Source organism: Burkholderia sp. HI4860 (assembly GCF_002223045.2).
In the GTDB taxonomy this organism is placed as follows: domain Bacteria; phylum Pseudomonadota; class Gammaproteobacteria; order Burkholderiales; family Burkholderiaceae; genus Burkholderia.
The window spans coordinates 1,082,084-1,103,871 of sequence record NZ_NKFO02000005.1 but is presented as its reverse complement, the minus strand read 5'-3'; the positions used below and the strand labels follow the sequence as shown (position 1 = coordinate 1,103,871).

Genomic DNA, 21,788 nt, shown 5'->3' with positions numbered 1-21,788 from the left:
GGATGAAGCGCGCGAGGCGTTCGCGCAGGCGCGGCAGGTTCAGCCGGAGAACGCCGACCTGGCGGAGACGTTGAAGCGCCTGGCGATACCGCTCGGGCAGGATGGCGCGAAGGCGCCGGGTACGGCAAGCGAATAGCCGGCGATGCGAGCGGGCACGCAAGCGGATGCCTAGCGCTGCAGCGGCTGTCGCGGGCGCGGGGAGCGCCGCGGCCGGCCGTGCCCGGCACCTTTACCGGACGAGGCCGCCACGCGCGCTTCCGTCACTCCTCGCCCTTCGCGCCCGGATTGAGCATCACGACGAAGCCGGCCACGCCGACCACCAGCGCGATCGCGCCGCCGCGCAGCGCCATCGTATTGTCGAACAGCAGCCCCGACACGACGGCCATCATCCCCGCGAGCGACACGAACACCGCGATCGCCGCGACGACGATCCGGGACTGGCGGCGAATCATCGCGCGCGCCGCGTCAAGCCGCCGCGGCGGCGGCCGCTACGTCGTGATCGTCGCCGCGAATCAGCAGCACCGGGCACTTCGAGCCGCGCACGAAGCGCTCGACGCTGCCGAGCAGCACGCGCCGGATCCCGCGCCGCCCGTGCGTGCCGACCACCGCGAGATCGATCCCGCCTTCCTTCACGTAGCGCTGCAGGCGCTCCGCGATGTCCTCGCCGATGCTTTCGGTCTCGACGAGTTCGGCTCGCCCTTCGCGCCGGCCAGCGCGATGATCTGCTCGGCTTCGCGCAGCACCTTGCGCCCGTCGTCGCGGATCTCCTCGACCAGTGCGTGCGGATCGAAACGGCCCGCGTAAGTGAACAGCACCGACTTGTCCACCACATACACGACGCTGACGTGTGCGTCGCCGGCCAGCGCGACCTTCTGCCTCGGCAAGCGCCTGTTTCGACGAAGCGCTGCCGTCGACGGCCACCATGATCTTCTTGTACATGCGAACCTCGCTGGGGTGAGTTCCACGCGTCTGGTCGCGCGGCCTTGTCACCATCATCGGCGGATGGCGGGTTCGAATGTTGATGGCGATCAAGACCCACCGGCGGGCGTCCGTGCGGCAAAGCGTCGCGACGTGATGCCGATACCGCTCGCTTGCGGCAAGGTCGCCAACCTGCCCGACACGGAAGCCGAAGCAGCGGTATCGAGCGGTCATCGTGCCGAAAGCGCTATCATCGAATGTGCGACTTTCGTCCGGCCCTTTTTTGCCGGCCCACTTTCAACTCGCTCAACCGACATGACAACGACTACCGAACGCGTGGACGGCGCCGCCCAGCATCTCGTCGCCGCCCGCCATGCCGGCTCGCCCGGCCGCTGCTGCCCGATGCGCTGCGCCCCGAGAACGTCGAGACCGCCCTCGCGATCCAGCAGCGCGTGGCCGACCTGCTCGGCGAACCCGTCGGCGGCTGGAAATGCGCGCTGCCGCCGCCCGACCGCGTGATCCTCGCGCCGATCTTCGCGTCGACGATCCGCGAGGCCGATGCGCCGTACCGCGTCGTCGGCGGGCCGATCGTGCGGATCGAGCCGGAAATCGCGTTCGTGCTCGATCGCGACCTGCCCGCGCGCGAACAGCCGTACGACGATGAGGACGTGCGCGACGCGATCCGCGAAGTGCGCATCGTGCTCGAAGTGCTCGGCTGCCGCTATGCGGAGCCCACGCGCGCGTCGAAGTTCGAGCTGCTGGCCGACGGGCAATTCAACCAGGGCTGTGTGTCGGCCCGGTCGTGCCCGACGGGCTGAACGTGCCGCTCGAGACGCTGGCGCTGTCGTTCGAAGGCGCACTGAACCGCACGATCGACGGCCGCCATCCGGATGGCGATCCGCTGAAGCCGCTGGTGTGGCTCGTCAATTTCCTCGCGTCACGCAGCGACGCCGTGCGCGCCGGGCAGATCGTGACGACCGGTTCGTACGCGGGCGCGATCGACGTGCCGCTCGGCGACGCGCTGACGGTGCGCTTCGGCGAACTCGGCAGCCTGTCGGTGACGTTGACGGCGTGATGCGTGTGGTGGGTGGGAGGTTGCGCTGAGCGCTGACGCGCAGCTACGCCTGCGCCGTCGTGCCGACCGACCCAGCGTGATAACGTTGCACATCATCGCGTCCACCACACCACCACACTCCAACCCCGGGCACGCGCATCGCCTTCAAGCCGATACCGACCATGTCGCTGACACCGCTTCCCGCCCTGCTCGACGAAACCCTGCGCACCGTCGCGCGCCGCTACCGGCTGCCGCCGCTCGACAGCGCGCTGTCGCCGGCCGACGCCGCGAGCCCGGCCGCCACGCTCGCGATCGTGATCGAGGAAGCGCGTCGGACGCGAAGCGACGGACAGATGCCCGACGCGGCGCTGCAGCAGCGCTTCATCGACGCCCTCGCGCGGATGATCCGCGATGCGATGGACACGCACGCCGGCGATCCCGCCTTTCAGGCCGCGGTGCTGCGGCACGATGCGCCGACCGTGCGCGAATACGCGTCGTTGTCAGCGCACGCCGAGCAGGACCGTCGCGCGCTGCACTCGGCCGTCAACGCGATCGCGCACCCGGCCAAGCTCGAGCGCAGCGCCCGCCCCTGGCAACGCGACGGGCTCGCGCGGCTGCATGCGGCCGCCACCGCCGCGTCGTGGGGCGACCTGCACGACACGCTACGGCACCTGCTCGCGCTGCCCGACATGGCGACCGACGCCGCGTTCGAGCAGGACATCGTCAAGCTGAAAGAAAGCCCCGCGCTCGAACGCCTGCTGCGCGTCGACGCACTGGCATCGGACGAGCACGTGCGTCGCTACCGGGCGCTCTGGGTGCGCCAGGGCCCGCTCGAAGGCAGCACCGTCGCCGTCGCGCAAGGCGTCGCGTCGCAGCAGCGCGGCGCGGCCGTCGAAGCGCTGGCCGCGCAGGCGCTCGACGCGCTGGCGCGCCGGCTCGACGCCGTCGACGCCCGCCGCACGTACCGGGTGGTGACGTCGATGCGCGTGCCGTCATCGATTCCGGGCCGCCACGATCGCGCGAAAACCGAATGGGACGCGATCCTGCTCGAACGCACGCGCGGCGATGACCCGGCGCCCGCGTGGAACGTGCGCTTCCTCGTCGAAGCGAAAGCATCCGCGGATGCCGCGACGACCGATCTGCCGCGGCTGCTGCGCGGCCTGAACCTGCTCGCGCAGGCCGATCCGGACACGCTCTATGCGTTCGAAACGCACCAGGGCACGGTGCGCGTGCACGGCGCGTCGCTGCGCGCGCTGACGACCGACGAAGCGACGCTGCCGCGCGAAGTGCTCTATTGCTGCGATGCGTCCGCGGATGCAACGCCACGCCTGCTGGGTGCCGCGAGCCGGATGCAGTTGCTGTCCGCACAGGCGAGCCTCGAATACGCGAGCGCGCTCGCGCAGCGGCCGGATGCCGATCCGGGCGGCCTGGGTGTGGTCTGGCACGCGCTGCTGATGCTGCCGCAATGGCATGCGGTGCTGCACCAGTACCCGTCGTTGCGGCAGGTGCGCGAGCTGATGGTCGCGATCGACGACTTGCGGGCCCGATCGACGATGTGGCCGACGACGGCGTCGCCAGTAGCGTATACGCGTGATGCAGGTGCCGGCTCGCACCGGCCATCGACACGACTTGCCGGCCTGCGCGCACCGGTTGCCGCCGAACCCGGCCGCAGCGCGCACCCGCGAAATACGTGCATGCAGTGCGGTACGATACGCGCCGGGGCGAAACGCCTCACCTGAGAGACCCGGCCGCTGCGGCCCCCTACCCGGCACAAAAAGAAATGCCTAAAAGCCCCATGCTGCACCGCCACCTGTTCGCCGCGCTGGCGGCCAGCCTGTTCTGGATTCCTGTTGCCCATGCCAGCGGCGACGACGGCTGCTATTCACCGACCACGCTCCGGCAGACCACCTACTCGTGCGCCAACGTGCCGATGCTGAGCCCGGCCAACGACACACGCATCAACGCGATGCTGATGATGGTCGACAGCGCCAAGGTCGCGCAGGCGTTTCCCGACCCGAAGACGATCCCGGCGAAAGACCGGATCCACCAGATCATCGTGCCGTTCCCGATGGACTTCTCCGGATGGATCTACATCGGGCAGAAGGAGCCCGACAAGACCGGCGGCGCAACGGATGCCGAAACGCCGTCGAACCAGTACGCCGACGGCGAAGGCAGCATCTGCCGCAGCATGGCCTCGGGCGCCGACGCGTTCAACGACGCACTGGGCAGTGCCGGCGGCCTCCCCGCCGATGAAGCCGCGCGCCTGCGCGCAGCACGCGCCGACATCGCGCAGAAGACCTGCGCCGCCGGCGGCGCGAGCGCCGCGTGGACGAAACCGCCGGTCAAGTCGCCGCTCGGCCAGCAGTTCGCCGCATACCTCGACGGCACGAACGCGTTCTACCGCGCCGACTTCCTCACCGCGACCCGTGCGTTCGCGAGCGCGTCGCACAGCGCGAACCCGTGGCTGAAGGAAACCGGGCTCTACATGGCCGGGCGCGCGCAGCTGAACGCCGCGCAGGCCAACGTGTTCGACCACGACAGCCCCACGCCGACGCGCGGCCGCGTGACGAAGGTGTCGCTCGACGCCGCGAATACGGTGTTTCGCACTTACCTGAAGGTGTACCCGCAGGGCGCTATGCGACTTCCGCAAACGGGCTGCTGCGGCGGGTCGCGTGGCTCGGCGGGAACGTCACGCAGCAGGCCGACCTGTACGGCCACGCGCTCGCGCGCTGGTCGCCGGCGACGTCGAACGTGCCGCTGATCCAGCTGGCGAACGAACTCGACAGCAAGCTGCTGTTCGGGTCGGAATTCGACGCGAGCCAGATCCAGTCGCCGACCGTGCTCGCGACCGTCGACCTGCTGCGCATGCGCACGTCGGACAGCAGCGATTCGAGCCGCAAGCCGTTGACGCTGGACGACCTGCAGGCGCAGAAGCCGCGCTTCGCGAACGCGCCCGCGCTCTACGACTACCTGCTCGCCACCTGGTACGTCCAGATCGGGCACAAGCCGGACGCCGCGCTCGCGCTGCTGCCGCAGACGCCCGCGGAGCCGCTCGACTATTCGGCCTGAGCCAGCAGGCGTCTGCGCGGGTTCGCGCTGGAGATAGCGCCAGTCCGACAAGGCCCGCAGCTGTGGCGCGACCTGATCCCGCTCGCGAAATTCCGCTTCCAGCGCGAGGCGCTCGAACTCGCGCTCGCGATCAACCTGGAGCAGGCCGGGCTCGTCAACGACGCGTTCGCCGACGATTCGCCCGTGCAGAACATCGCGATCCGCGCCGTGCTGCTGCAACGTTCGGCAATGCGGACCTGCTGCGCGCGCAGGCGCAAAGCCAGGCGCCGGCGGCGCGCTGCGCGACACGCGCTGTACACGCTGCTGTACAAGGAACTCACGCGGTCGCACTACGCCGAGTTCATCGCGGATGCCGCGCTGGTGTCCGGCAAGCCGGCCGATCCGCTGAAGCCGTTCATCGCGGCCGCGCCAAAACGAAGACGGTTATGCGTGCCCGTCCGCGCACGACATCGCCACGGTGCTCCAGCAGAGCCCGCCGATGCAAAAGGGCTGACTGCTCGCCGATTTCGTGCGCCTTCACCCGCCCGCACCCGGCGTCGAAAGCGATCCGGTGCCGATGTGGATCCGCAACGCAGCGACGAAGGCCGCCACGGGCATCCGTCGACGCTCGGCGCGGGGCCGTCGCAGTTCGACGGCAAACCGTACGAGCGGATGTCGAGCTACGTACGGTGATGGCCGACGCGCAGGCGAACCGAACGACCGCGCCTACGCGTACTACCGTGCGATCAAGTGCTATGCGCCGGGCGGCACCAACGAATGCGGCGGCAAGGACGTGCCGAAGAACGTGCGCAAGCGCTGGTTCGATACGCTGAAGGCGAGCTACGCGGCAGCCGTGGGCGCAGAAGCTTCGCTACTACTGGTAAGCGCCGCGTGAAGCGCATCGCGCGCCTCGCGTGCATCGCACTGCTGCTGGCCGGACGCGTCGCACTGGCCGGCACCGTCGACGCCGCGCGGTACGACGCGTTCTGGTTGTGGGCAGCGTGAAGCCGCAGGCGGTCGTGCACGGCGCGCGCACCGTGTACGTGCTGCAAGGGCAGATCGAGGCGTCGCCGCGGGACGAGTCGCAGGTCCGCGTGATCGCGCAGGGCGTGGCATTTCCGCCCGCGCCGCAGGCACGCGTGTGCTCGTCTATCGCGCGCATACGCTGCGCTGGACGCGCGCGTCACGCAGATCATGCTCGCGCAGCTCACGCGCTGGCGCGCGTCGGGCCGCACGATCACTGGCGTCCAGATCGACTTCGATGCGCGCACGCGCCACCTGCAGGATTACCTCGCATTCCTGCGGTCGCTGCGCGACACGCTGCCGCCGACTATCGGCTGAGCATCACCGGGCTGCTCGACTGGAGCAGCCGCATCGATACCGACCAGGGTCAACCAGCTCAGGGGGATCGTCGACGAAGTGGTCGTGCAGACCTACCAGGGCCGCCGCACGATCCCCGACTATGTGGATTACCTGCCGCGCGTCGCGCGGCTGCAGTTGCCGTTTCGCATCGGCATCATCCAGGGCGGCGAATGGACGCGCCGCCGTACCTCGCGACGAACCGTGGTTCCGCGGCTACGTCGTGTTCCTGCGCAACGGCTGACAGACTCCCGCTGTCAATCGGGATCGCTTACGCGACACCCGCGATCGTGCTGCCGAGCCCGGCGAGCGCAATCACGAGCAGCGCGCCTGCCGACGAAGCCGTGATCCATCGCTGCTTGCGATGAATCAGCGGATGGTTGATCGCGCCATGTAGCTGGTCAGGATCGTGAAATCGACTGCGATCCACAGGGCGGCCAGGATCGCCAGGCTCACGCGTGAATCCGGCGTGATGCCGACGAACTGCGGAAAGAACGCGACGAAGAACAGCAGGTCCTTCGGATTCGCGATGCCGACGAGAAAGCCGCGCACGACGCCGGCAAGCCGCGCGCCTGCGACGCTGGTTCTCCTTCCCGCGCGTCATTGCCGTCGCGCGTGCGGCCGGCGCGCCATTCGCCGAGCAGCGTCCGGATGGCCAGCACCGCGATGAACACGCACCCCGCCACGTGCAACCCGGTCAACAGACGCTCGCTGACGAGCACGACGCCGAACACCATCAGCATCGCCCCCGCGATCATCACGAGGCTCGCGCATTCGCGCCCACCGCGGTCAGCATCCCCTGGCGGAAGCCGCGCCGCGCGACGGTGCCGACCACGAGCATGACGACCGGGCCGGGCGGTCGCGATGAGCAGCACGATCGCGGCGAGATAGGCGAACAGCAGCGGTAATGAAGTGCCATGACAAAAAGTTGTTGGGTGAATGGACGCGCGTGCCCGCCGCGGTGGCATCATCGTGCTTCAGCGCACGGGAGTGCACGGCTTTCCGAAGTATTGCGTACCCTGCGCGCTGTTGAAAAACGGAAAATCCTGCCGGATGACATGAGTTTTATTCCTGCTCAAAACCCATGAAGGCCAAACCGCTCCCGCCTGTCTACGCGCTGCGCGCGTTCGAAAGCGCCGCGCGCACCGGCTCGTTTACGCTGGCTGCCGAGGAACTGAGCCTCACGCAAAGCGCGGTGAGCAAGCACGTGAGGACGCTCGAGGCGTACTTCGGCCGGAAGCTGTTCGTCCGGCATGGCCCGAAAATGACCGTGACGCGGAAGCGCACATCCTCGCGTCGGGCCTGCGGCGCGGCTTCCGGCAGATCGAGGAAGCCTGCGTGCTGTTCCGGTCGCAGCGCGACGTGCTGCGGCTTAAGGCGCCGTCCACACTCACGATGCGCTGGCTGCTCGACGCACTGGCCGCGTTTCGCGCCACGCGGCCCGCGTTCGAGGTGCAGATCGCGAGCGTGTGGATGGACGTCGATACCGTCGATTTCTTCAGCGAATCCTACGATTGCGCGATCCTGCTCGGCGCAGGCAAGTTCGGCGAGGCCACGCAGTGCGTGAAGCTGTTCGACGAATGGCTGATTCCGGTGTGCTCGCGGGCGACCGCGACGGTCGCACGCACGAATCCGGCGGCGTGCGAGCTGATCCACCCGTCACCCGACCGGCGCGACTGGCGCCGCTGGCTCAAGGGCAGCGGGCATGATCTCGACGTGGACATCACGCGCGGGCAGGTGTTCGACATGCTCGAACAGGGGATCGCGGCGGCGATTGCCGGCCACGCATCTCGATCGGCGATCTCGCGCTGTGTGCGACGGCCATCGACGAGAAGCAGCTCGTGCTGCCGTTCAAGACCGCCGTCAATACGGGGGACGCGTACTACCTCGTCTGGCCGGAAGACTCGCCAAGGCCACGCAGGTGCGCGACCTACTCGCGTTCCTGGAGTGCCGGATGCCGCGCCTGACGTTCCCGGCATCCGCTTCAACGGTCCGGGCCAGGGCCCGTGATCCGGCCGCGTGGCCGGCGGCGCGACGGGCGCAACCGCGCGCCGCCGGCCCGCAATGGCGGCGCAGCCCGCCGAAGCGGGCCCGCGCCAACCCTGTTACGCCTGCACGAAAGCCAGCAGGTCGGCGTTGAGCACGTCCGCGTTGACCGTCAGCATCCCGTGCGAGTAGCCCGGGTACGTCTTCAGCGTGCCGTTCTTCAGCAGCTTGATCGACTTCAGCGCGGCATCCGCGATCGGCACGATCTGGTCGTCTTCGCCATGCAGCACGAGCGTCGGGACGGAGATCGACTTCAGGTCTTCCGTCTGGTCCGTTTCCGAAAACGCCTTGATGCCTTCGTAATGCGCCTTCGCGCTGCCTTCCATCCCCTGTCGCCACCAGTTGCGGATCACGCCCTGATGCACGGTTGCACCTTCGCGGTTGAACCCGTAGAACGGGCCGCTCGGCACATCGAGGAAGAACTGCGCGCGATTGTCGGCGAGCGCTTTGCGGAAGCCGTCGAACACCTCGATCGGCAAGCCTTCGGGGTTCGCTTCGGTTTTCAGCATCAGCGGCGGCACCGCGCTGACCAGCATCGCCTTCGCGACGCGGCCGGCCGGCTCGCCGTGCTTCGCGACGTAGCGCGCCACTTCGCCGCCGCCGGTCGAGTGGCCGATGTGCACCGCATTGCGCAGGTCGAGCGCTTCGACGACCGCGAACGCGTCCGCCGCGTAATGATCCATGTCGTGGCCGTCCGACACCTGCGCCGACCGGCCGTGGCCGCGCCGGTCGTGCGCCACGACGCGATAGCCCTTCTGGACGAAGAAAAGCATCTGCGCGTCCCAGTCGTCCGAGGACAACGGCCAGCCGTGATGGAAGACGATGGGCTGCGCGTCCTTCGGGCCCCAGTCCTTGTAAAAGATCTCGACGTGATCCTTCGTAGTGACGTATGGCATCGCGATGACTCCTGTGAGGTGGATGAACGGCGCACTGGCCGGCAGCCATTATCGGACAGGTTTGTTAAACGAGGATGCCAAGTTGCGAACGACCGTCGACGATGTCGACGACGTGGCCGAACCCGCTACGGGCGAACGATCGTGCGGGGCCGCGCGTCAACCATCCGTCGACACCGTCACGGCCTCCCACGCGCGAATTTCCGCGTCCAGCGCCGCCAGCTTGCCGCGTACCAGCCGCAGCGCATCGCTGCCGAGCAGCAGGTGCGCGGCGGATGGTCCGCCGCGATCGCCGCGAGCATCGCCCGCGCGGCCTTCGCGGGATCGCCCGGCTGCTTGCCGCTCCTCTCTTCGCGCGCCTGGCGGATCGGGTCGAACAGCGCGTCGTAGTCGGCGATCGAGCGCGGCGTGCGCGCCATCGAGCGGCCGGCCCAGTCGGTGCGGAACGAACCCGGCGCCACGGCCGTCACCGCGATGCCGAACGGCGCCAGCTCCTTGCCGACGGTTTCGGTAATACCTTCCAGCGCGAACTTGCTGCCGCAGTAGTACGCGATGCCCGGCATCGTGATGTGGCCGCCCATCGACGTGATGTTCAGGATGTGGCCACGCCGCCGTTCGCGCATGTAAGGTATGACCGCCTTCATCATCGCGACCGCGCCGAACACGTTCACGTCGAACTGCCGGCGCATCTCCGCGAGCGGCGCCTCTTCCATGATCCCTTCGTGCCCGTAGCCGGCGTTGTTCACCAGGACGTCGACGGGCCCGACGTTCGCCTCGATTTCCGCCACGACGCCGTCGATGCGGTCGAAGTCGGTCACGTCGAGCACCCGCGCGAACGCCTGCGGGGACAGCGCTTCGAAATCCTGCGCCGCCTGCGCGCTTCGCACGGTGCCGACCACCGTGTAACCGGCCGCGAGGGCCTCCTGCGCGAGCGCGCGGCCAAAGCCGCTGCTGACGCCGGTAATGAGCATGAGCTTGCCGGATGCCATGTGAGCTTCTCCCGAATGTCGATTGGAGCATGCATACTAGTCTGACGAACCCCGTCGAATAAGCCCGATTCCGCTGATTTTCTTGCACAAAACTATGAGCGCCGATCCCATTCCTGCCCGATCCCCGTCGCTGCCGCCGCGCGACCGGAAGCGCCTGGTGGCGCTGCTGCGCACGCTGGCACCCGACGAAGGCTACAACCTGACGGCGCTGCCGAGCGTGCGCGTCCTGCGTTCGAACCGCGCGCTGTCGCGCACGCCGGTGCTGTACGACCCGGGCATCGTGATCGTGTGCCAGGGCAGCAAGCGCGGTTACTTCGGCGGCGAGCGCTACCTGTACGACGAACATCACTACCTGGCGGTGTCCGTGCCCGTGCCGTTCAGCATGGAAACCGACGCCACGCCCGAGCGCCCGCTGCTCGCGCTGTATCTGCACCTCGATTTCACGATGGCCGCCGAACTCGCGGCGCAGATCGACCGCGAAGGACGGCGGAGCCCGTGCAGGCGCCCAGGAGCATGATGTCGACGCCGATGGATGAAACGATGCACGCGTCGGTGCTGCGTTTCGTCGACGCGTTGCACCGGCCGCTCGACGCCGCGGTGCTCGGCCCGGCCCTGCTGCGCGAGCTGTATTTCCGCGTGCTCACCGGCGCGCAGGGCAGCGCGATGCGCAGCGCGCTGGCGATGCGCGGGCAGTTCGGAAGGATCGGCCGGTCACTGCGCGTGATCCATGCCGATTACGCGCAGCCGCTCGACGTGCCGCAACTGGCCGACGCAGCCGGCATGAGCGTGCCGAGCTTTCACAGTCACTTCAAGGCGATCACGCAGGTGTCGCCGATGCAGTACCTGAAGTCGACGCGGCTGCATCAGGCGCGCTTGCTGATGGTGCGCGAGGACCTGACGGCGGAGGCAGCCGGCTACGCGGTCGGCTATGCGAGCCCGTCGCAGTTCAGCCGCGAATTCAAGCGCCTGTTCGGCCTGACGCCGGCCAAGGAAACGCAGCGCATGCGCGACAGCTTCGCGATTCCGGAAGCCTTCGACGATGCGCCGTTCGTGTCGTCGCATTGACGTGCGTCGGCGTGCGACCGTCCCGCATGCCGTCAACGCATGGCATCGCGTACCAGAGCGGCGAGCGATCTCAGGATGAGCGCCGTCACGCCCCAGATGTCCTGCGCCTGCTCCGCCCAGTACCATGCGCCTACGCGTTCGCCGTCCGTGTATTGCCGCAGCAGATCCGGATTCAGTAGCACGGCGAACGGAAACTCGAAGATCTCCGCGACCTCCGCGGGCGCCGCCTCCCATTTCGCTGTTTCCGGCACGATGCCGATCACGGGAAAGATCGCGTGATTGCGCTTTCTGGTTTTGTGGATCGGCAAGCTGCCGGCCACGCGAACCGCGTCAGGCGCGAGGCGGATTTCCTCGAATGCCTCGCGCAAGGCGGTCGTGCCGATATCGCGGTCGGACTCGGCCGGGCGCCCGCCCGGAAAACTCACATGCGACGAGTATTCGCTGAGGTCCGACGCGCGCAGGGTCAACAGGATCGTCGGCTCGCGCCGCGCGACGATCGCGACCAGCACCGCCGAGAATTTCCACTGGCCATCGTTGTCCGCGAGGCGTTGCTTCGCGGTCGGCCAATCGGTATCGGCAGGGATGCCGTGGCCTTCGACGCCACGGACGATCGCGTCCAGGAGCGGTTGGGGCGAGCCGGTACTCACCTGAGCGCCACCAGTATTCGAAGCGCTTTCGTCAGATTCCATGTCTTCCCCTTCCACGCTTGAACCTGCACGTTGCGGATAGTTGAACGATCAAATCGAATCTCCGTCGGCCAACCGGAGAACCCCGATCATGCATGAATTGCGGACAGCCCGTATGCCGCCCCTTCATCGCATCTTGCGGGCACAATGACGCATTGCATCACGACGGCATGCCGCCGCTCTGCCGCGAGCCGTCGATAAACGTGCCCCCTCGGTCCGTCGACTGCCGAACCCACACGAGATTCAAATGCCTTCCTACGCCTTCCGCCTGCTGAACGTATTCGCCGAATCGACTTTCGGCGGCAACCCGCTTTGCGTATTCGACGATGCGCGCGGCATGGACGACGCGACCATGCGGGCGCTCGCGGTGCAGTTCAACCTGTCCGAAACGACCTTCGTGCTGCCGTCGGAGCGTGCCCATGCGCGGGTTCGCATTTTCACGCCGGGCCATGAAATGGCGTTTGCCGGCCATCCGACGCTCGGCACCGCGCATGTCGTGCGCGACCTGCAGGGTGCGGGCCACGCGCTCGCGCTCGAATTCAAGGCGGGCGTGGTCGACGTGAGCGCGCATGACGACGTGTGGACGTTCACCGCGCCGCACGCAGGCATGCCGAAGACGGCGCCGTGCGAATTGTCCGACGCCCGAATGGCGACCTTGCTGGGGCTCGCGGAAGACGATCTGCTCACGTCGCCGATCTGGGTCGACACCGGCGCCGACCAGTTGCTGGTCGCGCTCAAGGATCCCGCCGCCGTGCGCCGCGCGCAGCCCGACAGCGTCTGCCTCGATATCTGGCCGACCAGCAGCCTCGGCCGCAAGACCGCCTACGTCTTCGCGTTCGATGCCGAGCGCCCGGGGACGGTGGTGTCGCGCTACTTCTTCGTGAAGCAAGGCAGCGTCTCGGAAGACCCGGGCACCGGCTCGGCCTGCGCAAACCTGGGCGGGTGGCTGCTTGCGATGCAGCGTGACCTGCCGGCCGCGTTTCAGGTCGAACAGGGGGACGCTATCGGCCGGCCTTGCCGGTTGCGGTTGTCGGTCAGTGCGAGCGGCGAGATTGGCGTGGGTGGCCGCGTGATCGAACTCGGGCGCGGCGTGGTCAACCTGTAGCGGAGACGATCCGGGCCTCGCCCCCGCTCATCGCGCCCCCACCCGCCACACCGTCACTTCGTGCAGCGTCTCGCCGGGCTTGAGCACCGTCGTCGGGAATGCCGGATGATTCGGCGAATCGGGAAAATGCTCGGCCTCCAGCGCGAACGCATCGGTTTGCCGATAGACCGTCCCGCCCTTGCCCGCGACGCTGCCGTTCAATCCGTTGGCCGTATAGAACTGCAGCCCCGGCTGCGTCGTGTACAACTCGAGAAAACGCCCCGACGCCGGGTCATAGGCGCGCGCGGCAAACGCCGGCGCCGGCTGGCCGCCCTGGTCGAGCACCCAGTTGTGGTCGTACCCATGTGCCATGACGAGCTGCGGATCCGCGTCGCGCAAATGCGCACCGATCGGCGTCAGCTGGCGCAGATCCATCGGCGTACCCGCCACGCTCGCCAGTTGACCGGTCGGAATCGACGTATCGTCGGTCGGCGTGAAGCGCGAGGCGGCGATCTCGATCAGTTGCCGCTCGACGCTGCCGCCGGCGTGCCCGGCCAGATTGAAGTAGCTGTGGTTGGTGAGGTTGACGACCGTATCCTTGTCGGTCGTGGCGCGATAGTCGATGCGGATCTGGTTGTCACGCGTCAGCGTGTAGGTCACGTCGGTCGTCAATGTGCCGGGAAAGCCGTTCTCGCCGTCGGGGCTCACGTAGCGCAGCGTGACGCTCGAACCGCTCGCGTCGCTGTGCGTACCGGTGACCGTCCATACCTTCGCGTCGAAACTGCCGGGGCCGCCGTGCAGCGTGTTCGGCCCGTCGTTGACCGGCAGCGTCCACGTCCTGCCATCGAGCGGGAACCGCCCGCCGGCAATGCGGTTCGCATACCGGCCGATCAGTGCGCCGAAATGGATGTTGCCGTTGTGCGCTTCGTAGTCGTGCAGCGAATCGAAGCCGAGCACGATGTCGGCAACGTGGCCGGCACGGTCCGGCACGTCGAGCGAGGTCACGATAGCGCCGTACGTGATGACTTTCAGCGTCACGCCGCGCTGGTTCGCCAGCGTGTACTGGCTCACCGGCTGCCCGGTCGCGGTCGTTCCGTCATCCGCGCGGCTGATCGAGACGTCGGGCGCCGCCGAGGCGAAGTCCGCGGACAGCGCGAGCGCCCCGACCGCCCAGATCGCGAGCAGCGGGTAGCGCCGCCAGATTCGTTTCATGGCAACCTCCGATACGGTGCAATCCCTGCGCGTGAGCAAGCGGCATGCCTGCTCGCGGCCACGTTTGCTATGCTGCGCGCATCGCCTGCCCGAGCCGATCGCCGCCATGAACGCCCTCGATCCCGATATCGCGCGCACGCTGCGTGCCGCCTGCGACGCCTGCTTCGGCACGACGGCCGTGTGGCGGCTCATTGAACGCGCGTACGGCGAGCCGCAGCGCTTCTATCACACGCTCGCCCATCTGGCGGAACTGTTCGCGCACCTCGCGCCGTATCGTGAGGACCCGCTGTGGCCGGCCATCGAGCTCGCCGTGTGGGCGCACGACATCGTCTACGCGACGACGCTGCCGGCGTATGCGGACAACGAAACGCTCAGCGCGCAATGGCTCGCGCAGCTTACGCACGCGCATTGCGACGCAGCGTGGTTGCATGCGCATGCATCGCACGTGTCCGTGGCCCGCGACCTGGTGCTGGCGACGAAGTCGCACCGGCTGCCTGACAGGTTCGCCGTCGATCCGGAATTGCAGCGCGCCGCGCAAATTTTTCTCGACGCCGATCTCGCGATCCTCGCGGCCGCACCCGACCGGCTCCGTGAATACGACCGCGCGATCGCGCGCGAGTGGGCGCAGGATCCCGATGCGCCGTCGGCAGCCTTCCGCGCCGGCCGCAGGCAGGCGCTCGAACATCTGCGCGCGCAGGCCCCGTTGTTTCGATCGGCAGAATTCGCGCCGCTCGAGCCGCACGCGCAACGCAATCTCGACATGCTGATCGGCTTTTACGCATAAGCACGCTGCGCTCAGCGTCTGCTGCACATTCGAATGGGCGCGCGCCTGGCAGGTTCGATTGCCCGGGGCAACGGCCCACCCGCCATCACGGAAACCTGCCCCGCCCCGCATCGCGACGCTCAGGTATTGTCCGCGCGCCAGCGGCGAGGGCTGACGCCGGTCAGGCGCGTGAAGGTCCGCGAGAAGTGACTCTGATCGGCAAAACCGCACGCGTCGGCAATCATGCTCAACGGCAGGTTCGGATTGCGCATCCACTCCTTCGCCCGTTCGACGCGCTGCACGATGAGCCAGCGATGCGGCGGCAGCCCGGTCGTCTGATGAAACGCCTTCACGAAATGGCTGCGAGACAGGCCGCATGCGCTCGCCACGTCGGCCAGCCCGAGGTTGCCGTCGAGATGCTCGAGCAGGAGCTCCTTCGCACGGCGCGCCTGCGACGGCGTGAGTTTCCCGTACGTCTTTTCCCGTCGCTCGCTGACACCGCCATAACGGTGGGCCACGTGCGCCTGGAACGCGAGCCCGACGTGATCGATGAAGATCTGCGATGCCTGATCCGGCCGTGCGAGTGCGGGCAGCAGCGACTGGCCGAGCGAATGGATGACCGGATCGTGCGCGCTCAGGTGGGGCGGCAGGTAGAGCCGCGGCCGCTGCCGGCCGCCGATGTCGTCCACCGTTTCCTCGAGCAGCGGGCGCGGCATGTGGAAATGCAGGCAGTCGAACGCGCCCTTCAGATCGGCCACCCAGTTGCGGTCGAGATCGTGAATCGTGACCGTGCCCGCACCGTACGGGACGAACGGCGCGCGGCGGCCGTCGAGCCACAGATCCTGTTCGCCGAACGGGCGCAACTGCAGCACGATGAGATCCGAATTCTCCAGTTCATAAGGCGCGGTGAGTCCGCTGTTGCGCCGCAGCGTCTTCAGCCGGACGATGCCGACCTGCCCCTTCGGCAACGCTTGCGCGACGATGGTTTGCCTGACATCGGCCGGGATGAAATCGGAAGAAGCATTGTCCGGCTGGGGGGCAGTCATGAATGGAGGCGTGCAATGAACGACGACGCGCGTCAGTCTAGCAAAGCACGATGAGGCGCGCTGCCCTCGCGCGGCACGCGCTGGTATGATGCGCCAGCCGCCCCTACCGGAACTCGCGATGAAGCTGTCATTCGAAGCGCTCGAAGCACTGGATGCGATCGACCGTACCGGCACGTTCGCCGAAGCCGCGGAACTGCTGCATCGCGTGCCGTCCGCCCTGACCTATCTGGTTCAAAAACTCGAGAGCGATCTCGGCGTCATGCTGTTCGACCGCAGCGGACGACGCGCGAAGCTCACGCACGCGGGCCGCATCGTCGTCGAGGAAGGCCGGCGGCTGCTGCATGCGGCCGAACAGCTGGAGATGAAAGCGCAGCGCGCGCAGGAAGGCTGGGAAACCGAGGTCCGCATCTGTGTCGACGAGATCCTGCCGTTCGATGCGATGTGGCCGTTCGTGCACCGGTTCTATGCGCTCGAGATGGACACGCGGCTGCGGCTGTCGACCGAAGTGCTCGGCGGTGCGTGGGATGCGCTGATCTCGCGCCGCGCGGATCTCGTCGTCGGCGCCGCCGGCGCGCCGCCCGAACTGCCGAACATCATCGCGCGCCCGATCGGCGCGCTGAAACACGTGTTCGCCGTTTCACCGACCCACCCGCTCGCCGCGCTTCCCGAGCCGCTGTCGATGGCAACGGTCGTCCAGTATCGCGGCGCGGTGATCAGCGATACGTCGCGCGAGTTGCCGCCGCAATCGGTTGCGATCGATGCGGGCCAGCCGACCCTCGCCGTGCCGACGCTCGCGGCCAAGCTCGATGCGCAATGCGAAGGGCTGGCGGTGGGCACGCTGCCGGAATGCCTCGCCGCCCGCGCGATCGCCGACGGCAAGCTCGTCGCCCGCCGCGTGACCGGCATGCGCGACACCACGCATTGCTATCTCGCGTGGCGTAGCGACGAGGCCGGCCGTGCACTCCTTTGGTGGGTCGAGCAACTCGATCGCCCCGACCTCGTCGATCGCCTTTTGCAGCTCGCCTGATCGCGTTCGGCGCCGGCGAACGTCACTGCCCCGCGTCAGACGATCGAATCGTGCACGCGTTTCATTTCCTTCTCGAGCCACGCGATCAGGCTGAATGACGCGTGCGCCTTCTCGACCGGCGGGATCATCATCCTTTCCTCGGTCGCGATGTGCTCGGTCACCGATTCGCACATCAGCCTGCCGAGCTCCGGCTTCCTGCGGATCAGCGCCGACAGGTCGTCGCTGCGCAGCTGCAGGACGGCCATCGCGGTCACCGCATGCACGGTCGCATGCAGGCGCGTGCCGGCCAGCACGACCGATTGCCCGATCGCGTCTCCAGGCGCCATGCGCCGCACCTCGACCTCGCCCGCCGGGCCCGGCACGAATACGGCCGCGACGCCGGATTCGACGATCGTCAGCACGCGCGTATCCGAATTCGACGCATAGATCACGTCGCCCTGGCCGAACGAACGCGAGACCAGCGCGTCAGCCAGCGCGGCGAGATCGTCGTCGTCGACGCGCGCGAACAGGTCCACCGCACGCAACAGCAGGAACCGGCGCGATACGTCGTGCCGATCGCGCCCGTCGCGCCCGCCTGCCGCCGCTGCCGGCGCGGTGCCCGCGAGCGGCCGCCACGCGGTGCCTGCCGCGGCCAGATGCCGGTGCGCGAGATCGTACAGCGCGTTGCGCACGGCCGTCGTCTTCTGTAGCGCGTCGACGTAACCGAGGAGCTCGTAGCGGATCGCGTTGGTGCCGAACGCCTTCACGACGGCAACGGGCGCGGGGCGCGCGAGCACGTCGAGCGAACTGGCCGCCGCGCGCTCGAGCGCGCCGACCACGACCGCCGGCCGCACCGCGGGATCGACGTCGAGCGTGAGCGTCACGCCGTGCAGGCCGGACGGTTCGCTGAGGTTCACGATGGTGGCGCGGGCCGCGGCGCTGTTCGGCACGACCACCAGGTTGCCGAGGCTGTCGATCAGCTTCGTCGCCCGCCAGTTGCTCTCGACGATCCGCCCTTCGATCTCGCCGATCGACACGGTGTCGTTCAGACGAAACGGCTGCGTGGTGTTCAGCACGAGCCCGGAGAATACGTCGTTCAGCGTGTTCTGCAGCGCGAGACCGAGGATCACCGCCACCGCGCCGGACGTCGCGACGACGCCGCTCAACGGCAGGCCGAGCACGTAGCCCAGCGCGGCGACCACGGCCGCGCCGAACACGACGCCCGCGGCGATGTCATGAAAGAGCCGCTGGCTGCGCCACGCGGGCGGCAACAGCAGATGATCGAGCAGCAGGCTGAAGACGATCGCGCATTGCAGCCACCACGCGATGCAGATGGCCTGGAGCGCGATGCGGTCGAGGCCGGTGGCCGACGCGGGAACGGCGAGCGGGCTCACGCCGTGCGCGAACAGCACGGCGGTCAGTGCGGCGAAGGCCGCGCAGCGCCACACCGCCCGCGTCGCGCCGCGGCCGCGCCCGAACAGGCGCCACGCGACGAGATCGGCCAGCACGATCGGCGCGCCGTAGAGCGCCGTGTCGGAAAGATTCAGCATGTCGAAACGAAGCGGAACGGAATGGAACGATGGCGACGGCAGCATGACGGTCGGGCCGGCGCCGCTGCGACGAGAGGCTGGGCGCGGGCGCGCCCGCGGCCACGCTATTCGTGCCGGCGTACCACGCCCGGCAACGCATAGCGGCCGGCGCCCGCGATCGCGATCGTGCCGAACAGGATCAGCAGCATCCACGCGAACTGCGCGTCGCGCAGCGACCAGTCGGGATGGACGAACACCAGCGCGACGAGCGTGATGATCATCACCGGCAACGCGGCCAGCCGCGGCCATACGCCGACGATCATGAAGACCGGGCACACGACTTCCGCGAAGATCGCGAACAGGATCGACAGCGTGCGGCCGAGATGAAACGGATCCTCGATGGCGGCGGCTTCCGACGTGTAGTGAAGGACTTTGGGCAAGCCGTGAACCACGAGCAGCAGCACGCTGGCGGTGACGCGCAGGAACAGCAGGCCGAGGTCGGTCGCGTGGCGGGAAAGGTCGGATTCGGGAAGTTTCATGCGGCGGTTCGTCCGGTTGGGCGGGCACGCAGCGGCGCAGGAGGCGCCGCTCGTGTCGCGACGCCCGCTTGGCGGATGGCGTCGCGATATCTCGGCGCGCGCACAGGATCGCCGCGCAAGCGTGCGGGGTGGCCGCGCCTTACGCTCGCAATCTACGCGTGCCGCGCGCCGGTGTCCTTACGCCGCGCTGAAACGTTCTGAAGCGCGGCAGGCACCCCGCCCATCCGCCGTCAGCCGTCGCGCGCCGGCAGCTCCGCCTCGGCCGCATCGAAGCCGAGCGCGTGCACTTCCGACCACGCGTCGTGCACCGCCTGCGTCGATCCGGCCGTATGCGCGAGCGCGGCCGCATACGCGGCGAGCAAGCGCACGCGCGCATCGGCGGCCTCTGCCGTGGTGTCGGCGTCGCGCATCGCATCGAGCGCCACGCGCGCCCGTTCGCGGCATTCGTCGACGAGCGACAGGTCGAACAGGCAAGGCACCGCCACCGCCGCGAGCGCGACGCCGAGCGCCGTATCGCCGTTCGCCGAGAATGCCCAGTCGAGCGCGGCACGCAGGTTGCCGAGCTCACGCCGCACCGCCTCGAGCCGCGTGGAGCCGCCTTGATCGCCGCCCTGCGCGCCACCGCCATGCGCCGCTTGCCGGAACAACTCGAGGAAATAGCCGGCGTGTGCCCGCGCGGCCGCCGCGCCGTCGCCGTGCGCGTCGAGTTGCTGCTGCGCATACGCGCGCGTGGTCGTCAGCAACCGGTAGCGCGGCGCGCCGTGCGCGGTCTCGAGGATCAGCAGCGATTTCGACACGAGGCCCGCGATCGTATCGAGCAGGTCGGCGCCGGCCAGCCCGTTCGGGCCGACCACCGCGCGCACGGCCTCGATCGAGAAGCCGTCGCGGAACACGCCGAGCCATCGCAACAGCCGGCGCTCGGCATCGCCCAGCAGCCGGTCGCTCCAGTCGTACATCGCCTGCAAGGTCTGATGGCGCGGAAGCGCGGTGCGAAACCCGCCCGTCAGCAGCCGGAAATGATCGTCGAGATGAGCGGCCAGCACGTCGATGCCGAGCACGGCGGCCCGCGCCGCGGCCAGTTCGATCGCGAGCGGGAGGCCGTCGAGCCGGCGGCAGACCGACGCCATCAGCGACAGGCTGCGCGCATCGAGCGGAAAACGCGGATCGGCCGCGCGGGCGCGTGCGGCGAACAACTGCACGGCGCTCGCGCGCATCGCATCGTGTTCGGCCGCGCCTTCGTCCGGCACGTCGAGCGGCAGCACCGGGCACACGCGCTCGCCGTGGATGCGCAGCGATTCCCGGCTCGTCGCGAGCACGCACAGCCCGTCGTCAGCGTCGGTCAGCGCGCTCGCGATCCGCGCCGCGGCATCGAGCAGGTGCTCGCAATTGTCGAGCACGAGCAGCATCCGGCGGCGTGCGACCGCGGCGAGCACCGCTTCGAGGGTCAGCGCGCCGGTCGGCTGCGCGATGCCGAACGCGCCCGCAAGCGCATCCGGCACGAAGCGCGGGCACGCGACCGTCGCGAGCGACACGAACACGGTGCCTTCAGGAAAACGCGCATCCGCGCGCGCGGCCGCTTCGATCGCGACGCGCGTCTTGCCGATGCCGCCCGCGCCGACCAGCGTCACGATGCGTGCGTCCTGCAACGCGGCCAGCACCTCGTCAACCATGCGTTCGCGGCCGAACAGCGCGCCGGGCGCGATGGACGGCCGCGACATCGCAGGGCGCACGGGCGCACCGTCGTCGTCAGGTTGCTCGATGACGAGCCGATAGCCGCGGCCCGGCACCGTCACGATCAGGTTCCGGTCGTCGGCCAGCGCCTTGCGCAGCGACGCGATATGCACCTGCAGGTTGTTTTCTTCCACCACGGTGTGCGGCCACACGCGCTGCATGATTTCGTCTTTCGATACCAGTGCGCCGTTCGCCCGAATCAACAGCTCGAGAATCTCGAATGCGCGGCTACCGATGCGCAACAGCTTGCCGTTCGAACGAATTTCACGTCTGTCGAGAAAAACGTGAAGTGTTCCAATTCGGATCATCGCATTTTCTTAATGGTGACATTCAACGGCGCACGATTGAAACCCGGCGCCGGTTTCGCGTCAATGCTACGGTATTTGCGTAGCAGAATGATTCAAATAATCAGAATGTAGCGATCGAATTTTTTGAAATGACGAAAATCGCCACGACGACGTTGTGTGGCAAGCGTGTGGTCATATATACCGGAATGCGGCAAGAGCGCGCGCACGATTCATGTGCGAATGGCCGGTTCGTTCGTAAATACGATTTTCATATATCAGACGATATGCCTGCCGGTTCGGGAAAATTCGACGCATTTTCCGTTTGATCCGGCCGATCGATCGAATACGCGCGGACGCCACCCCATATAGCGCCGGTAAATCGGCGCTCGGTGTCGATAGCGGAACGATTCCCGCTTCGGGCAGCCGTGCGATCGGTGTGTGCAAACTGCGGCCATGCGTCGCGCGGTATCGCGCGGGCGTGTCGCAGTCGCCTCCGTTCCGAGATTGACGGCGTCACGACGTACCGCGGCGGT

General features: G+C 68.1%; 20 protein-coding genes and 5 pseudogenes. 12 read left to right on the top strand and 13 right to left on the bottom strand.

What is annotated here, in order from left to right; genetic code table 11:
* Window positions 1-260: 260 nt before the first annotated feature.
* On the bottom strand, window positions 261-452 hold the full coding sequence (locus tag CFB34_RS38980; RefSeq protein ID WP_071336349.1) for a DUF2964 family protein: 192 nt from the start codon (window positions 450-452) through the stop codon (window positions 261-263).
* A gap of 13 nt (window positions 453-465) precedes the next feature.
* Complete coding sequence (locus tag CFB34_RS38975; protein ID WP_242808813.1) at window positions 466-924, bottom strand: universal stress protein; 459 nt, start codon at window positions 922-924, stop codon at window positions 466-468.
* Between the two features lie 309 nt (window positions 925-1,233).
* Between CFB34_RS38975 and CFB34_RS38970 the strand changes: the two are divergent.
* The 6 genes and pseudogenes from CFB34_RS38970 to CFB34_RS38945 all read left to right on the top strand — a co-directional run bounded on the left by CFB34_RS38970 (window position 1,234) and on the right by CFB34_RS38945 (window position 6,623).
* A pseudogene (locus CFB34_RS38970) lies at window positions 1,234-1,993 on the top strand (fumarylacetoacetate hydrolase family protein).
* Between the two features lie 161 nt (window positions 1,994-2,154).
* A complete protein-coding gene (locus CFB34_RS38965) occupies window positions 2,155-3,711 on the top strand; it encodes a 3-deoxy-D-arabino-heptulosonate 7-phosphate synthase (protein WP_242808800.1) in 1,557 nt (518 codons plus the stop codon).
* Between the two features lie 41 nt (window positions 3,712-3,752).
* Window positions 3,753-4,733 (top strand): hypothetical protein, encoded by a 981-nt coding sequence (locus CFB34_RS38960; protein WP_242808799.1) that lies wholly within the window; start codon window positions 3,753-3,755, stop codon window positions 4,731-4,733.
* On the top strand, window positions 4,724-5,041 hold the full coding sequence (locus tag CFB34_RS38955) for a hypothetical protein (RefSeq protein ID WP_242808798.1): 318 nt from the start codon (window positions 4,724-4,726) through the stop codon (window positions 5,039-5,041). The genes CFB34_RS38960 and CFB34_RS38955 overlap by 10 nt, the downstream gene beginning before the upstream one ends.
* Before the next feature lie 508 nt (window positions 5,042-5,549).
* Window positions 5,550-5,915, top strand: a complete 366-nt coding sequence (locus tag CFB34_RS38950; RefSeq protein ID WP_242808797.1) for a hypothetical protein — start codon at window positions 5,550-5,552, stop codon at window positions 5,913-5,915.
* Between the two features lie 5 nt (window positions 5,916-5,920).
* Window positions 5,921-6,623, top strand: a pseudogene (locus CFB34_RS38945) (DUF3142 domain-containing protein).
* 27 nt (window positions 6,624-6,650) lie between these two features.
* Here CFB34_RS38945 and CFB34_RS38940 read toward each other — a convergent pair.
* From CFB34_RS38940 to CFB34_RS38935, 3 genes are read right to left on the bottom strand one after another with little or no spacing between them, the layout of a single operon-like run.
* A complete protein-coding gene (locus tag CFB34_RS38940) occupies window positions 6,651-6,809 on the bottom strand; it encodes a hypothetical protein (protein ID WP_242808796.1) in 159 nt (52 codons plus the stop codon).
* Entirely contained in the window at window positions 6,749-6,889 is a 141-nt protein-coding gene (locus tag CFB34_RS39235; RefSeq protein WP_347404601.1) for a hypothetical protein, read from the bottom strand. The genes CFB34_RS38940 and CFB34_RS39235 overlap by 61 nt, the downstream gene beginning before the upstream one ends.
* Window positions 6,832-7,350 (bottom strand): hypothetical protein, encoded by a 519-nt coding sequence (locus tag CFB34_RS38935; RefSeq protein ID WP_242808795.1) that lies wholly within the window; start codon window positions 7,348-7,350, stop codon window positions 6,832-6,834. The genes CFB34_RS39235 and CFB34_RS38935 overlap by 58 nt, the downstream gene beginning before the upstream one ends.
* A gap of 113 nt (window positions 7,351-7,463) precedes the next feature.
* Here CFB34_RS38935 and CFB34_RS39155 point away from each other — a divergent pair.
* Window positions 7,464-7,598, top strand: a pseudogene (locus CFB34_RS39155) (LysR family transcriptional regulator); the annotation flags it as partial.
* A 119-nt stretch (window positions 7,599-7,717) separates the two neighbouring features.
* Complete coding sequence (locus CFB34_RS38930; RefSeq protein ID WP_278190125.1) at window positions 7,718-8,389, top strand: LysR substrate-binding domain-containing protein; 672 nt, start codon at window positions 7,718-7,720, stop codon at window positions 8,387-8,389.
* 95 nt (window positions 8,390-8,484) lie between these two features.
* Here the strand turns inward: CFB34_RS38930 and CFB34_RS38925 are convergent, their stop codons facing one another.
* Together CFB34_RS38925 and CFB34_RS38920 are read right to left on the bottom strand one after the other, a co-directional pair.
* The gene (locus CFB34_RS38925; RefSeq protein WP_089444100.1) at window positions 8,485-9,321 is read right to left on the bottom strand and encodes an alpha/beta hydrolase; all 837 of its coding nucleotides are present in this window, start codon (window positions 9,319-9,321) and stop codon (window positions 8,485-8,487) included.
* A gap of 156 nt (window positions 9,322-9,477) precedes the next feature.
* A pseudogene (locus tag CFB34_RS38920) lies at window positions 9,478-10,307 on the bottom strand (oxidoreductase).
* Between the two features lie 94 nt (window positions 10,308-10,401).
* Here CFB34_RS38920 and CFB34_RS38915 point away from each other — a divergent pair.
* Window positions 10,402-11,372, top strand: a pseudogene (locus CFB34_RS38915) (AraC family transcriptional regulator).
* Between the two features lie 32 nt (window positions 11,373-11,404).
* On the opposite strand, the gene CFB34_RS38910 reads toward CFB34_RS38915, so the two are convergent.
* On the bottom strand, window positions 11,405-12,061 hold the full coding sequence (locus CFB34_RS38910) for a CoA pyrophosphatase (RefSeq protein ID WP_089444097.1): 657 nt from the start codon (window positions 12,059-12,061) through the stop codon (window positions 11,405-11,407).
* A gap of 244 nt (window positions 12,062-12,305) precedes the next feature.
* Here CFB34_RS38910 and CFB34_RS38905 point away from each other — a divergent pair, with 244 nt between their 5' ends.
* Entirely contained in the window at window positions 12,306-13,163 is an 858-nt protein-coding gene (locus tag CFB34_RS38905) for a PhzF family phenazine biosynthesis protein (RefSeq protein WP_089444096.1), read from the top strand.
* Window positions 13,164-13,190: 27 nt separating this feature from the next.
* Here CFB34_RS38905 and CFB34_RS38900 read toward each other — a convergent pair whose 3' ends face one another.
* Window positions 13,191-14,354, bottom strand: a complete 1,164-nt coding sequence (locus tag CFB34_RS38900) for an aldose epimerase family protein (RefSeq protein WP_089444095.1) — start codon at window positions 14,352-14,354, stop codon at window positions 13,191-13,193.
* Window positions 14,355-14,460: 106 nt separating this feature from the next.
* Here CFB34_RS38900 and CFB34_RS38895 point away from each other — a divergent pair, with 106 nt between their 5' ends.
* A complete protein-coding gene (locus CFB34_RS38895; RefSeq protein WP_089444094.1) occupies window positions 14,461-15,138 on the top strand; it encodes a hypothetical protein in 678 nt (225 codons plus the stop codon).
* 119 nt (window positions 15,139-15,257) lie between these two features.
* Here CFB34_RS38895 and CFB34_RS38890 read toward each other — a convergent pair whose 3' ends face one another.
* On the bottom strand, window positions 15,258-16,163 hold the full coding sequence (locus CFB34_RS38890; RefSeq protein ID WP_089444093.1) for an AraC family transcriptional regulator: 906 nt from the start codon (window positions 16,161-16,163) through the stop codon (window positions 15,258-15,260).
* Between the two features lie 118 nt (window positions 16,164-16,281).
* Between CFB34_RS38890 and CFB34_RS38885 the strand changes: the two genes are divergently transcribed.
* A complete protein-coding gene (locus tag CFB34_RS38885; RefSeq protein WP_089444212.1) occupies window positions 16,282-17,190 on the top strand; it encodes a LysR family transcriptional regulator in 909 nt (302 codons plus the stop codon).
* Window positions 17,191-17,225: 35 nt separating this feature from the next.
* Here the strand turns inward: CFB34_RS38885 and CFB34_RS38880 are convergent, their stop codons facing one another.
* From CFB34_RS38880 to CFB34_RS38870, 3 genes are all read right to left on the bottom strand, one after another.
* The gene (locus CFB34_RS38880; protein WP_089444211.1) at window positions 17,226-18,719 is read right to left on the bottom strand and encodes a mechanosensitive ion channel family protein; all 1,494 of its coding nucleotides are present in this window, start codon (window positions 18,717-18,719) and stop codon (window positions 17,226-17,228) included.
* 104 nt (window positions 18,720-18,823) lie between these two features.
* On the bottom strand, window positions 18,824-19,237 hold the full coding sequence (locus tag CFB34_RS38875; protein WP_089444092.1) for a DoxX family protein: 414 nt from the start codon (window positions 19,235-19,237) through the stop codon (window positions 18,824-18,826).
* 230 nt (window positions 19,238-19,467) lie between these two features.
* Complete coding sequence (locus CFB34_RS38870; RefSeq protein WP_089444091.1) at window positions 19,468-21,276, bottom strand: winged helix-turn-helix domain-containing protein; 1,809 nt, start codon at window positions 21,274-21,276, stop codon at window positions 19,468-19,470.
* Window positions 21,277-21,788: the final 512 nt, after the last annotated feature.

Excerpts from the sequence above, each read along its gene's own strand:
- CFB34_RS38980 (WP_071336349.1), bottom strand. The coding sequence starts at position 452 with ATGATTCGCCGCCAGTCCCGGATCGTCGTCGCGGCGATCGCGGTGTTC.
- CFB34_RS38975 (WP_242808813.1), bottom strand. The coding sequence starts at position 924 with ATGGTGGCCGTCGACGGCAGCGCTTCGTCGAAACAGGCGCTTGCCGAG.
- CFB34_RS38965 (WP_242808800.1), top strand. The coding sequence starts at position 2,155 with ATGTCGCTGACACCGCTTCCCGCCCTGCTCGACGAAACCCTGCGCACC.
- CFB34_RS38960 (WP_242808799.1), top strand. The coding sequence starts at position 3,753 with ATGCCTAAAAGCCCCATGCTGCACCGCCACCTGTTCGCCGCGCTGGCG.
- CFB34_RS38935 (WP_242808795.1), bottom strand. The coding sequence starts at position 7,350 with ATGATGCCACCGCGGCGGGCACGCGCGTCCATTCACCCAACAACTTTT.
- CFB34_RS38925 (WP_089444100.1), bottom strand. The coding sequence starts at position 9,321 with ATGCCATACGTCACTACGAAGGATCACGTCGAGATCTTTTACAAGGAC.
- CFB34_RS38910 (WP_089444097.1), bottom strand. The coding sequence starts at position 12,061 with ATGGAATCTGACGAAAGCGCTTCGAATACTGGTGGCGCTCAGGTGAGT.
- CFB34_RS38905 (WP_089444096.1), top strand. The coding sequence starts at position 12,306 with ATGCCTTCCTACGCCTTCCGCCTGCTGAACGTATTCGCCGAATCGACT.
- CFB34_RS38900 (WP_089444095.1), bottom strand. The coding sequence starts at position 14,354 with ATGAAACGAATCTGGCGGCGCTACCCGCTGCTCGCGATCTGGGCGGTC.
- CFB34_RS38895 (WP_089444094.1), top strand. The coding sequence starts at position 14,461 with ATGAACGCCCTCGATCCCGATATCGCGCGCACGCTGCGTGCCGCCTGC.
- CFB34_RS38890 (WP_089444093.1), bottom strand. The coding sequence starts at position 16,163 with ATGACTGCCCCCCAGCCGGACAATGCTTCTTCCGATTTCATCCCGGCC.
- CFB34_RS38885 (WP_089444212.1), top strand. The coding sequence starts at position 16,282 with ATGAAGCTGTCATTCGAAGCGCTCGAAGCACTGGATGCGATCGACCGT.
- CFB34_RS38880 (WP_089444211.1), bottom strand. The coding sequence starts at position 18,719 with ATGCTGAATCTTTCCGACACGGCGCTCTACGGCGCGCCGATCGTGCTG.
- CFB34_RS38875 (WP_089444092.1), bottom strand. The coding sequence starts at position 19,237 with ATGAAACTTCCCGAATCCGACCTTTCCCGCCACGCGACCGACCTCGGC.
- CFB34_RS38870 (WP_089444091.1), bottom strand. The coding sequence starts at position 21,276 with ATGATCCGAATTGGAACACTTCACGTTTTTCTCGACAGACGTGAAATT.